Source organism: Arcticibacterium sp. SM2516 (assembly GCF_057914865.1).
On the sequence record NZ_CP195290.1, the window covers coordinates 5,766,575 to 5,778,653 of the forward strand.

The 12,079-nt window shown below is 37.0% G+C and carries 12 protein-coding genes; 1 reads left to right on the forward strand and 11 read right to left on the reverse strand.

Annotation, left to right across the window (positions count from 1 at the left end; genetic code table 11):
• Window positions 1–210 precede the first annotated feature (210 nt).
• The 5 genes from ACSBFT_RS23470 to miaA form a co-directional block, all read right to left on the reverse strand.
• Window positions 211–2,499: a hypothetical protein gene (locus ACSBFT_RS23470; RefSeq protein WP_489602672.1), complete on the reverse strand. Its 2,289-nt coding sequence runs from the start codon at window positions 2,497–2,499 to the stop codon at window positions 211–213.
• 22 nt (window positions 2,500–2,521) lie between these two features.
• Window positions 2,522–3,580 carry an NAD(P)/FAD-dependent oxidoreductase gene (locus ACSBFT_RS23475; RefSeq protein WP_489602673.1) on the reverse strand — a complete coding sequence of 353 codons (1,059 nt, stop codon included), beginning with the start codon at window positions 3,578–3,580 and terminating at the stop codon, window positions 2,522–2,524.
• Window positions 3,570–4,268, reverse strand: a complete 699-nt coding sequence (gene cmk / locus ACSBFT_RS23480; RefSeq protein WP_489602674.1) for a (d)CMP kinase — start codon at window positions 4,266–4,268, stop codon at window positions 3,570–3,572. Before cmk ends, ACSBFT_RS23475 begins: the two co-directional genes overlap by 11 nt.
• Before the next feature lie 112 nt (window positions 4,269–4,380).
• Window positions 4,381–5,001 (reverse strand): YceI family protein, encoded by a 621-nt coding sequence (locus tag ACSBFT_RS23485; protein ID WP_463048546.1) that lies wholly within the window; start codon window positions 4,999–5,001, stop codon window positions 4,381–4,383.
• Window positions 5,002–5,070: 69 nt separating this feature from the next.
• Complete coding sequence (miaA, locus tag ACSBFT_RS23490) at window positions 5,071–5,994, reverse strand: tRNA (adenosine(37)-N6)-dimethylallyltransferase MiaA (RefSeq protein WP_489602675.1); 924 nt, start codon at window positions 5,992–5,994, stop codon at window positions 5,071–5,073.
• 65 nt (window positions 5,995–6,059) lie between these two features.
• On the opposite strand from miaA, the gene ACSBFT_RS23495 reads away from it, so the two are divergent.
• Window positions 6,060–6,695 (forward strand): DUF4230 domain-containing protein, encoded by a 636-nt coding sequence (locus ACSBFT_RS23495; protein ID WP_463048544.1) that lies wholly within the window; start codon window positions 6,060–6,062, stop codon window positions 6,693–6,695.
• An 87-nt stretch (window positions 6,696–6,782) separates the two neighbouring features.
• On the opposite strand, the gene ACSBFT_RS23500 is transcribed toward ACSBFT_RS23495, so the two are convergent.
• The 6 genes from ACSBFT_RS23500 to ACSBFT_RS23525 all read right to left on the reverse strand — a co-directional run bounded on the left by ACSBFT_RS23500 (window position 6,783) and on the right by ACSBFT_RS23525 (window position 12,077).
• Window positions 6,783–7,766 carry a polysaccharide deacetylase family protein gene (locus tag ACSBFT_RS23500; RefSeq protein ID WP_463048543.1) on the reverse strand — a complete coding sequence of 328 codons (984 nt, stop codon included), beginning with the start codon at window positions 7,764–7,766 and terminating at the stop codon, window positions 6,783–6,785.
• Window positions 7,767–7,861: 95 nt separating this feature from the next.
• Window positions 7,862–8,596: a hypothetical protein gene (locus tag ACSBFT_RS23505; protein WP_489602676.1), complete on the reverse strand. Its 735-nt coding sequence runs from the start codon at window positions 8,594–8,596 to the stop codon at window positions 7,862–7,864.
• A 15-nt stretch (window positions 8,597–8,611) separates the two neighbouring features.
• Window positions 8,612–9,250 carry a hypothetical protein gene (locus tag ACSBFT_RS23510; protein ID WP_489602677.1) on the reverse strand — a complete coding sequence of 213 codons (639 nt, stop codon included), beginning with the start codon at window positions 9,248–9,250 and terminating at the stop codon, window positions 8,612–8,614.
• Between the two features lie 29 nt (window positions 9,251–9,279).
• Window positions 9,280–9,966: a TapB family protein gene (locus ACSBFT_RS23515; protein ID WP_489602678.1), complete on the reverse strand. Its 687-nt coding sequence runs from the start codon at window positions 9,964–9,966 to the stop codon at window positions 9,280–9,282.
• 1 nt (window position 9,967) lies between these two features.
• Window positions 9,968–11,392, reverse strand: coding sequence for a hypothetical protein (locus tag ACSBFT_RS23520; protein ID WP_489602679.1), 1,425 nt, complete (start codon window positions 11,390–11,392; stop codon window positions 9,968–9,970).
• Between the two features lie 4 nt (window positions 11,393–11,396).
• Window positions 11,397–12,077 carry a hypothetical protein gene (locus ACSBFT_RS23525; RefSeq protein WP_489602680.1) on the reverse strand — a complete coding sequence of 227 codons (681 nt, stop codon included), beginning with the start codon at window positions 12,075–12,077 and terminating at the stop codon, window positions 11,397–11,399.
• Window positions 12,078–12,079 lie beyond the last annotated feature (2 nt).

Sequence of the window (12,079 nt, forward strand, 5' to 3'; positions counted from 1 at the left end):
CCTGATTGCTAGTGAATTAATACATACCACTCCTGTGCTTGAATTAACACGGAATATTGCATGAATTTACCAAATTTAGCTTGGAATCACTATATATGGCTTGCACTAAAATTGTGCCAAAAAGAATCTATGATCTTGATTTACAGATTTATTGAGGTTCTTTATTACTTTGAATAAGTAAATATTAAGTATGATTAATTGGTGAATTTTCTAGAATTCATGACCCAATGATAAGTAGAATTTACCCTTGCTGAACTCCTTATTTTCAAGCCCAAAGGCATAGTCAGCCTTTACGAAAAAGCCTAAAATGGTGGTTCTTATACCACCTCCGTATCCAGATAAGAAAGGGTTCTTGAAATTAGTAACCACGGCATAAAAGGGGTTGTTGATGCCCTCAATTTTAGAACCTCCTATGACTTGGGTATTAAGGCTATTTTCGCGACTCCACGGGCCTTTATCTCCCATCCATGCCGTACCTATATCATTAAATACTACCAGCTGTAGGTTTCTAATCATGCTAGAAGTAACAGTATTTTTTGAGAAATACCCCGCAAGAGATAATCTTAATTCAAGGTTAACCAAGATGTGTTTGGTACCGTAAAGTTTGGCAAAATCAAAGCCTCTTAAGTTCCCTGCATAATTATAAAAAACAATATCTTTTAAATTACCTGGTGTTCCTCCTATTTGGTTGTTAGTACTGTAAATATCTCTATTTAATGTATTCTCCATCCCTCCTAAGAAGGTGTACTTGGGACTATTCCCTGTCGAGCTACCGTAGTTAAACCTGGCGGCAAATTGAAGTCCAGAAGTGATATTCTGATAATGCCTGGCGTCAATATAAAGGCCATTAAAGCTTTCATTAGGATCTCCAAAAGCCAGGTTCTTTTGATAAGAGATTTTGGCTCTTGTACCAGACAAAAAGCCATCTCCTAGTAGTTTCTTTGTGTTGTCGTAAACAATTTCCGTTTTTACTCCACCGTAGGAATTTTTTTGCACGTCTCTGGCTACTTCATAATAATCTATATCATTATTGAAAAACAAAGAAGGCATTACATTCACCTTAAGGTTAGGACTTAGCGGATAAGAAATGGTTCCTATAATATTGTGGAGGTATATTCTTCTATTAAGCGTTTCTCTTCTCAGTGCAATATTCAAAGGGTTCAGAATATAGAACTGTTTTTCTGTTCTAGGATCCACAATAATAGATCTTCTTTCAAAAGCAATTCCCCAATCTACTCTTTTTTTGTAATTGGTGTAGCTCGCCTTAATGTCATGATTTTTGACAGTTGGTGTAATGAATAAGTCGAATTTTATAACATGATTCTCCAGTAAGTCGTTTAGAGATAAGGAATTATTCATTCCTAGCTTTCTAACAGGGTCATTATAAAAGTCTGTTTTAAGGTCTTGCGTGAGGAGTAGATTTTGATATGCTTTTGGCGTTGATATTTTAAACTCTTCGTTGCCTCTTATTAATCTATTTCTATTAAAAGTACTGGTTTGTTCAGGAAGAACTTGACTGACAAGCTCCGTAGCTTTAAGAACGTTAACCTCTTCAAACTCGTAGTATTCTGTATCTATCTCATCATCTTTTAAGTTGGTGAGTTTGGGGATTTGATTTCCTGTACTGCTAAAGTTAGGACGTTTCTCCTCAATTGGAATATCTTTTTTAGAGATCACAGAGCCATTTGATAGGTAGTAGGCTTTCCATTCTTGGATAAATCTTCCAAAGGAAATTCCTAAAGTACTGGTGATGCTACTCTGCTCGGCTCTAATTATTCTGGTGAGGTTGAGAATGTTTGAAATGTTATCCCTTCCATATTTTTCGGCTATATAATGCCAAATAGATCTACCGAGAATTTTGGCATCTGCGGAGCTAAGATTGTTAAGTTTTTTGTTGTCATTCCTAAGCAAAGCCTCTTTTATCTCAGCCAGATCTTGCTCAGACATACCGTCTTTAGAGATGTAAGATGATATACCGCTCATATACCATTCTGGTACAGTAAGTAATAAAGAACTCTGGAGAACTTCCTTTAAAGAGCCACCAAAAAGCATGTCGTAAACAAAAAGTCCAGAAATTTGATTAACTAATTCTGTCTTAAAAATACTGTCGTTTCCAGTATACGGAATTTCTATTCTAGCCCTTGAAAGGTTTAATATTCCGCCATCATATTCTATAGGAGTGGTAAGCCCAATATTACTCTGCTCCATTTGCTTAGGAGTATTATAAAGGAATATTTTCATGGAAGTGAAAGGGGTATAACCCAGTATCTCGGTTATTTTCCTGTATTCACCTTCAGCTATTTTGGCGGCTTTCATGGCAATCTCTTGCCCACCTCTATAATAGTTGAATTCAAAGTTGTTACTATTTATAGTTTTCCAATCTAGCTTCCGAAGCTGAATTCTATTTCTACCAAAGGTTTCTTGTGAAACGGAGTAATACCCTTGCGAGAATGCCGTCACACTCCCTAAAATAAGAAGTAGCGTAAAAACTTTTTTCATAGTACAGACTTAAAAATAATGCTTACGAATATAACGGATAATAACGCTCAATAGTTGATTCCCGGTCAATTTCTTTTCCTTCAATAATGTATTCTACAAGTTGGTTTGCAAAGAAAGGAGCCAACGAAACGCCCTTTGTACCTAGACCATTAAAAATGAGAATATTTTTGTGAATAGGATGGTCTCCTAGGATGGGTCTTCGGTCTTCTACAGCAGGTCTTATCCCAGCGTGCTGAGCTATTACTTTGATTTCTGGAATCAGGAAGCTTTTAGATTTTTCTAAGATGGATGCTCTTGCGTCGGCCGTTGTTTCAAAATTCAAATTATCCCAATCATAGGTAGAACCCATTTTATATTTCCCTTGGCCAATGGGCATTATCCAAGAGCCTTGGTTTACAATAAAATCAAATTGTGAGCCTTCTAATGTTATATCCAGTGTTTCTCCTTTTACAGGATTAAATGGAAGCCAATTGAAATAAGGGTTGCTTTTAACATGCACGCCCTCGCAGAAAATAACATATTTATACTGTTCTCCCTTATATTCAATGTGTTCCGTATGTCTAATTAGACCATCTATTTTAAAATCCCCTTCTTCCAGAATTTGTTTTGAATGAAAGTATTGAGCCGACTTTTCCAAAAATAAGGGTACATCTAACCTGCCACTTTCTGAGGTACTTATTCCTCCTAATGGTTCATTTATAATGCCTTTTAAGGACTCGTTGTGAGCTACATATTCTATAAGGTTTCCAAGCTCTTTGTGCTCAATAGCTCTGAGGAATTGTGACTTCTGATTCTCGTTTTTAAAGGGCCTATATATTTGCATTTTATGAAGGAATGATTCCTCCATTAACACTTCCAGATTGGAATAAAACTGATCCATGAAAGCAAATATTTCCTCCTGCATCCATGTTTTCGCCAGTCTTTTTCCAGTAACTGGATTAAACATTCCTCCAGCTACTTTAGAGCTACTGGCTAAATTGCTGTTATGAAGTATTTTGACCGTCTTTCCTTTTGCAAGAAGTTGATGTGCCAGGCATGTTCCAGCTATACCTTGACCTATAATTAGGAACTCAGCCTTCATCGTTTCTTATTTTTATTGAAAGAGCTTCGTCTGCCATAATACACACCATTTCAATTTGCTCGTCAAGAGTCATATAAGAAGTGTCTATTACTTGGGCATCAGGTACTTGGGTTAGTGGACTTTCTTTCCTGGTCGTGTCTATTTGATCTCTTTTTTCAATGTTAGAAAGTATATCCTCTATGCTTTGAATTTCTTTTTTCTCCATTAATTCAATTTGCCTCCTTTGGGCTCTTATCAATGGATCTGCGGTCATGAAAATTTTTAGTTCTGCATCTGGAAAAACAACAGAGGAAATGTCTCTTCCATCCATAACCACTCCTTTCTTTTCTCCCATTTTACGTTGTTGAGCCACTAAAGCATGTCTTACTTCGGCTATGGCACTTACTTCACTTACTTTATTGGCCACATAGAGCTTTCTAATTTCATTCTCCACGTTTAGGCCGTTGAGGTAGGTCTGGTTTTCTCCAAACTTATTCCTTCTAAACTCTATAGAGATTTCGTCTAAAGCTTTTTTGATTTGTTTGCTATCCGACAGAGAGATGTGTTTTTCGTGGAAATAGAGTGTTACGGCTCTATACATGGCTCCCGTGTCTATATAGGCATAGCCTAAATGGGCGGCTGCACCTTTTGCAGTTGATGATTTTCCACAGCTGGAATAGCCGTCTATCGCTATTATGATTTTGTACATTCAGAATTATTTGTTCAAAAATAACGGGATAGTTTTTAAGACCCTAATAAAACCAAAAGCCACCTCCTTTTGGAAGTGGCTTTTTTATATTTCTTAGAAGGATGTGCCTAAATTACTTAGCCACTACCAAGTTGATGTCTAACTCAACGTCGTTAGAAATAACCATTTCTTTCATAGGAACGTCAAAAGAGACATCATATTTCTTACGGTCGAAAGTTAGCGTTCCAGTAATGTTAGTTACATCACCTACTGTTTCAATAACAACATCTTTAACTGTTTCTGGGTTAGTGATACCTCTTACAGTAAGGTTACCCAATACAGAAGTACCTTCAGTGCCAGTGATTTCAAAAGTAGCCGTTGGAAACTCTGCTACGTTAAAGAAGTCTGGAGAAGATAAGTGACCTACTAATTTTTCTTTAGTTTGTTTTTCGTCATAAACAGTGTCAGTAGGAGCAATTGAAGAAAGATCAACAACAAATCTACCACCAGCTACTGCTCCGTCTTTAATTTCTAAAGTACCTTCAGTAATATTTACATTACCTGTATGTTCTTTTACTCCAAGCATAACACCTGTCCATTCTACGGTACTGGATGCTAAATCTAAGTTTGCAGTTCCGTCTGCTAATGTTGCAACTGTTTCTTCTGTTTCGGTAGTTTCAGTTGAAGAAGAAGTACAAGATTGAAAAGAAAGTGCTGATACTAAGGCAAGGCCTAAAAGAGTGATTTTTTTCATTTTTTTCTATTTTAAATTTAATTGTATGTAAGAACACACAATCACTTAACAACTTTTCCAGAAAATAGTTTAGTGTATTGCAAATTTCTTTTTTTGTTCTATAACAAATTTGAAAATCTGCTCTTGCTCAGAAGGTTTAAACCAATTAAACTGATCTTGGTTTCTAAACCAAGTTAACTGCCTTTTAGCATAACGTCTGGAATTTCTTTTTATCAGTTCAAGCATGGTCTCGTAATTTATCTCTTTATCAAAAAAAGCAAACACCTCTTTGTAACCTACGGTTTGTAAGGCGTTTTTGTCTCTAAAATCTATTAAGTTTTTAACTTCCTCTTCTAGTCCGGCTGCTATCATTAGATCTACTCTATGATTGATTCTTTCATAAAGTTCTTCTCGTGGTCTCTCTAATCCTATTTTGATGATTTGAAAAGTACGACGATTTGTTTGCTTTTTTTGCCAGAAAGAAAATGGCTTCTTAGTAAATAGAGCAACCTCTAAAGCTCTTATTACCCGTTGTTTGTTCGACAAATCGGAAGTTGAACAGTAGTCGGGATCCAGTTCTTTAAGCTCGGAAACAAGATTATCTATTCCTTCGTTTTCCAATCTTTGTTTTAAAGTCGCCCTAATTTCTTTTGGAATATCTGGGATGTCGTCAAAACCATGGGTAATGGCTTTTACAAATAATCCAGAACCACCAGTCATAATAGCCACATCTTTCTTTTGAAAATAGTTCTCTAAATCTTTTAGTGCCTCTTTTTCAAAATCTGATACGGAGTAACTATCTTTAATACTGAGATTGTCAATAAAGTGATGTGGAACTTTAGCGAGTTCTTCATCTGTTGGTTTGGCAGTGCCAATACTCATTTCTTTATAAAACTGTCTAGAGTCGCAAGAGAAGATTTCGGCATCTAGTTTTTGTGCCAGATTAATACATAAATCTGTTTTCCCTACGGCAGTAGGACCAACCACCAAAACTAAATATTTTTCTTTTTTCAATGACGGAAATAGTAAATTAACGTCACAAAGATAGTTAAAGGCTATTTGAATTAATTAATAACAAAATGGAATCCCTACTTTTTATTATTGCTTTGGGCATAGGTGGTTTAGCCACTTGGCAAATATTTGCTTGGCGTTTTGGTGTAAGTAAACGTAAAAAGAAGGAGCGTATTGAAACAGAATCTAATATTCTTTTAGAACGAATCGAGAAGGTTTTTAAAGTGATTTTGTCAGAAGGTTATTTCTCCGAAATCTACGACCATAGCCATAAGAAGGACTTTTGGGGTCTTTTTGAAACACATAAAAAAGCTTTGATTGTGGCTAAGGCCAAGGTGTCTATAGGCTTCGATTTCTCTAAAATGAAATGGAGGGTAGAAGAAGGTACCCAAAAGATTATCATTGAACATTTTCCAGAGGCGGAAGTGCTTTCCATTGACCCCCAGTATAAATTTTATGACATCAATCAGGGACTTTTGAGTAAATTCAAGCCTGAGGATTACACCAAGATTATTGGCGAAGCTAAAGAACTCATGCTGGAAAAAGCCATGGAAAGCGATTTGCCAGTTTCGGCTGATCGTCAAATAAAATTAATGGTTACCCAGCTTGCCAGTTCCATGAACTGGGAAGTGGACATCATAGAAGAAAAGACCAATAAATCCAGAACTTTGAAAGAGGCTATTAAAGGATATTTGAAAGTATAGTTGCTAAGACATTAAAAACCTCTAGGAAACTTAGACTTGAGATGCTTCACTAGAGGTTAATATTTATCCAATCGAAGAGTCTAAACTTTAGTTATTTAAAGCATCTCTTCTCTTTTTAAGCTCTCTCCAGGTGGTGAGCACTATCTTATTATCTTTTATATACTTCTTGAATGCCGGATCCATCATGGCCAGCATGTCTCCTTTTCGTGTTACACCGGAGGTAGAAATTTCTCCAAAAACTTCCGTAGGCCACGTACAATGCATTATCACCATTGTAATACCTGGCTTTAATTCATTGATGGTATTGATGTATCGTTCGGTTTTGTAGGTTTGAAGCTGAGCGTCTGTCATGTTTTCCTCACCTTTCCAATCGTAAGAAATATTATGAAGATCATCAAGAACTGGTAGTCCAGCATTCCACAGTTGTTGTCCTATGGTAGTGGTCATTTCTTGTGTCAACCCAGTTGCGGCAGTGGTTTGTGCTATCATGGTATTATGACCTCCAGGAAACATCACAGGAATACCTTCTGTCATCCCCACCTTTAAATATCTTTCCAAGTAATCTTTGGTGGCAAATAGCGTTCCCATATGAGAATCTAAATGGGTGGGTTCCCAACCCATAGTACGGCTTCTCTCAAGTTGAGCTCTTATTTCTGTTTCAATTTCGTCTGGATTGGCATGGGTAGCGGTGGCCACTACAGACGGCCATATAGCCCCTTGTTTGTCAACCAAACCAGGTACCATTGGTTTTCCTGCCAAAGGTCCCCATCTATAATCACCCCACTCCGAAGTTAGGGTTAAGTGCAAACCGGCGTCTGTGTTTGGATGTTTTTTTAGGTATTTGAAAAATCCTGGTATCCATGGGCATGGCATCATCATACTGAGAGAATTTGCTACACCTTCATCCATGGCTTTTATGGCTCCTAAATTGGAGTCATAGCTCATGCCTACGTCGTCAATATGGAGAATTAAAACTTTGGAACCTTCAGGATATCCGAGTTTATCGGCATAGCTTTCTTGGGCAAAGGAGTTGAGTGAAAAAAGGAATAATAATGTAAGGGTTAGTCTCATGTTTGTTGTTTTATACTATTCAAAAATAGCTTAAATTTCACATTTAAGCAGATTTCATGAGAGGGCTTTTTTTAGATATTGAAAATAAGGGATTCTTAATTACAGAAAGCCAAAACTTCTTTAGCCAGATTTATAGCCAAGTCTTTGTTGAAATCAGCATCTGAACTAACATCTGCCAAAATCTGAAAGGTTTTGTCGCCTACCAATACGATTAAACTGTTTTCCTTAAAGTTCCATGATGCGGCATCGCCCACTACGTTAACGGCTTCAAAATTATTTGTAGTTGCCATTCCTTTGGCCATGTCCATGGCCTGATTTTTAGTGCTTTCTGGTATCTCCTTGTTTTCAGAAATCTTCTCTTCTGCTTTACCTAGAGCATTGTCGAGTTCTTCTTGCGACACATTACGATAGAAAGCCTGGAAAGAAGCTACACTGTTTTCGCGGTCCATAATCTTGTATAAGTCATCACCTAACCATTTAATACCTATTTCATTGTATACTGGCATTTCTAAGGTCGTATTACCCATTTTTATTTTTCTAATTCTGTCACTTTCCCAAGAGTACTTGTAGGTATCTCTTAGTTGGTCTTTCGGCTTGGGGCTTACCTCATACTTCATTTTAGCATTGGTCATTTCTCCGGTATAATGCTTTTTTATCGTTTCTAGAGACAAGAGTTGGTCGTATTTACCGACATAGTCAAAGATGCAGGTTGCTTTGGAGGGGTTTTGAAGTTCTGTTTCCTTGTTTTCGGTTTTATTTTCAGAGTTTCCAGAACAGGATAATAGTAGAGAGCAAAAGGCTGTTGCGAAAAGTATGTTTTTAGTCATCATGATGGTATGGTTTAATTATTTCAAAAACTCGTCTTTAGAAAGTCCCATACTTTGGATGACAGGGGAGGTCATTTTAACATTTCCATTAAGGTTTTTCCAGGCTGCAGGGTTTTCAATTTCAGAAGACTGACCACCCTTTCCTTTTATTTCAAATGCTGCCACCGTTTCATTTAACTTGGTTATGGTCATGGTGCCTTCATAAGGCATTGGTGTGGCTTCCATCCCTGTTTCAGATACTTTCATAAAAACCAAAGTGGCCTTTGGCTTTCCTTCTAGCTCACTTTCATTCAATGTAAACTTGGCCGTTAGGGGCAAAGTGAAATCGAGTGGAACGTTAGAAAAAACACCCATTAGCGAATGCCCGCTCTGGTTCACTACTTGGAATGAGATATTTAGTTTTTCATTTTCTTTTAGGGCTATTATGGAGCCCGTAAAGTCCTCTTTATTTATTTGAGACTTTCCATCAAATTCATAAATGATGTCAGTTTTTTGGTCACCATAACTGGCCACATCTGCTAAATCAATTTCTTGACCTGTCTGACTTTCAACTAGTTTTTCTAGAGCCGAAGTGACACCATCCTGAGCACTTTCTTTGGCAGACTGACAGGCATTTATGCTTATTACAGTGGCTAAAAGAGCTATTTTTGTTTTCATGCGTTTATTTTGATTGATTGATAAATCTCTTATTTGTCGAGTTTGCTTAAAACCAAAGAGGACTCCATTTTTCCTTTTGCGTCGAAGGTGTCGCTTTTTACCACGCCTATGCCGTTGTAGAAATACTCTACCACATGTACTTCTTTTTTTACAATCAATTTTAGGCTTAAATCATAAGACATTTTAATGCAATCAAATTTGCCAGCTGGTGTCTCCACGGTTTCTGAGCCTTCTACTTTTCTGTTGGTAATGTTCACACTGACATTCATTAAAGAGGCACCAGAAGGAAGAGAAGAACGAATAGAGATTTTGGCATCTTTCAGTATATCGCCTTTTTTCATATTGGCAGGGTATACTAGCTGGTCTCCGTCTATGCTCATTTTTATATCAGAAGACTTTGAAAACATATCTGAGCTAATGTTTTGAACATCGGTATAAAGGTCGCCGTTAATACATTTTCCTACGGCTTCACCTTTTACAATAAGTTTGCCTTTGGGGTCGTACGTTTCCGTGAGCATTTGTATAGAAAACCCACCATTGACAGGTTTTAGCTGCTGCACATTATATTTCAAAATGGAGCTTATATTTCCTTTTTTGTCAAGGTTTTGCATCTCTATTTTAGAGCCTTCTTTTAGAAGAAAGTAATTGCTGCATTGCTGCGAAAAACAGAACGGGCTAATGATTAATAAGAGAAAAAGGATGCTTATTTTTTTCATTTTATTGGTATTGATAAGTAATAACTAAACTGTGAAATTGAAGCGTGTTTCCTGTCCAGTTTCCTGCAGACGAGATGTTTATATAATAGGAATAATTTAGGTTGTCAATGATTGCAGAGGCATTACTGTTGATATTCACAATATTGGCACTACTACCGGAACTCGTAGCAGTAGCTAATGTTAAATAAGCATTCACGGTATGAGAATAGTTGTTGAAATCAAATGATAAATTAGAGGCGGAGTTATCTCGTAAATACAATTTCACATTGGTTACTTTAACGCCATCTGGCAGATTTACAGGCAAATACAAAGTTTTGGGGCTGGTAGTGCTATTGAACCAAGCATAGCCGCTACCTCTAATAAGTGGGTCGTCATAATTTTGTGGCAGAACACTCGTGAAATTATAACTCATGTAGTGGTTAGAGGTATTTTCAATATTAAGAATGCCATCTTTATTTGCAAAAACCGGTCTGCGGTCTGTAGTCCCTACAAAACCTAGTTCTGTTGACTTAATATCTCCGTTTACTTCTAGCTTAGACGTGGGTGCAAGTACACCAATTCCGGTTTTACCATTTCTCAAGACTGTTAATGCATTTGACCTTACAAGATCGGATGAACCATTACCTATCTGAAATACTCGGTCGGTCACTCCCGAAATTGCTGCATCTGGAGTATCAGAAATATCATTGAATTCGCCAATTGTTAAAGAAGATTTTGATAAGCCAAATGTCTGATTACCAAATGCAACCGAATAATCTCCAAAAACCAGGTTGTTATTTCCAACACTTAATCCTTTAGCCTTTATGTTACCATTTACATCTAATTTCTCCGAGGGCGTAGTAGTTCCAATTCCCACATTTCCTTGATTTCCGCCAAGGAAAAGCCTGGATGTACCACTGGTCTGAAAATCAATTGTGTTGTTAGCCTGAAACTCAAAGTCTACTGCACCATAATAGGTTGCTTTTGTAGGGCTAACCTGCAAGAAATGTTTATTTTGATAGTTAATGTTGATATTGGCGTTTGGGTCTTCGTTTAAAAAGGAAGCTATTGAGCTATTACTAGATTTTACACTTAGTTTGTAGGTATCTCCGTCATAATTATCGCCTATTCCAATATTCCCGGCTGAACTAACTATTAATTTCGGATTAGTATTAACCATTAGGGCGGTCTTTCCTAAACCATTAATCCCTATAATTCCGCTTTCGGAATAGATTTGTCCTTGCTCTTCTCCGCCTGCTGTATAAAATCGTAAGAAGTTATATTGGCTGTTTGAAAACAGCTTTAGGGGGGTAGAAGAATTGCTGTTTCCATGAATCTCAAAATTACTTCCAATGAAACCCGACAAGGTTGGCTCAATGGTGACCGATTGTGAAAATGAACTGATGCTTATCAGATAAATGAGAGCCAATTTTAATAGCTTTTTCATGGGCTTATTCTTCGTAGGTGACTAAAACTCGAACAGGTTTACTGATAATGTTTTGGCTATTACCAGCTACAAGGCATATTTTTATCTGCCCATCTTTATGATAGGTGTAGAATTCTTGACCGGGGTCAAAAGTATAGCCCTCTTTTATCCAGTCAGTGGACTGCCAGTCAATCAGAACTTGATATGAAAGTATTTTTGAATTTGGAATTCCATCTAATGTTACAAAAGTTGAACAGTCACCTGCACTACTAGATGTTAAGGTTGAGAATCTCTTTATTTTTATTGCAGGGGCTTCTGAACCAAGTTTGGTGAAAGAGTATACTTCCAGACCAGACGAGCGAGTCGGGCTGCCAACTTTTAGTTTGCCGATGGTGTCAATTTTTACTGAGGTATAACCTCTAGTTCCGAATTGTAAGAGTTCTGTACCTTGGATACTCATTCCACCAAAACCAGCCATTATTTCACCTTCTTTTTTGTTTATAAGTGTATTATAGGTATAAAAAGGCAGATACATATTAGGCTTTTCTGTACTCAGCTTTAAAGGGATGCTTTCTTTACTGTTAATATGAACACCATTTGTACTATCTTGTTGAAACGCACTTTTAGATGGTTCAATGGTGACGGATTGGGCATGGCAAAAACTAAATGTTAATGCTAAGAGTAATGCTAAAATTATTCTATTCATGA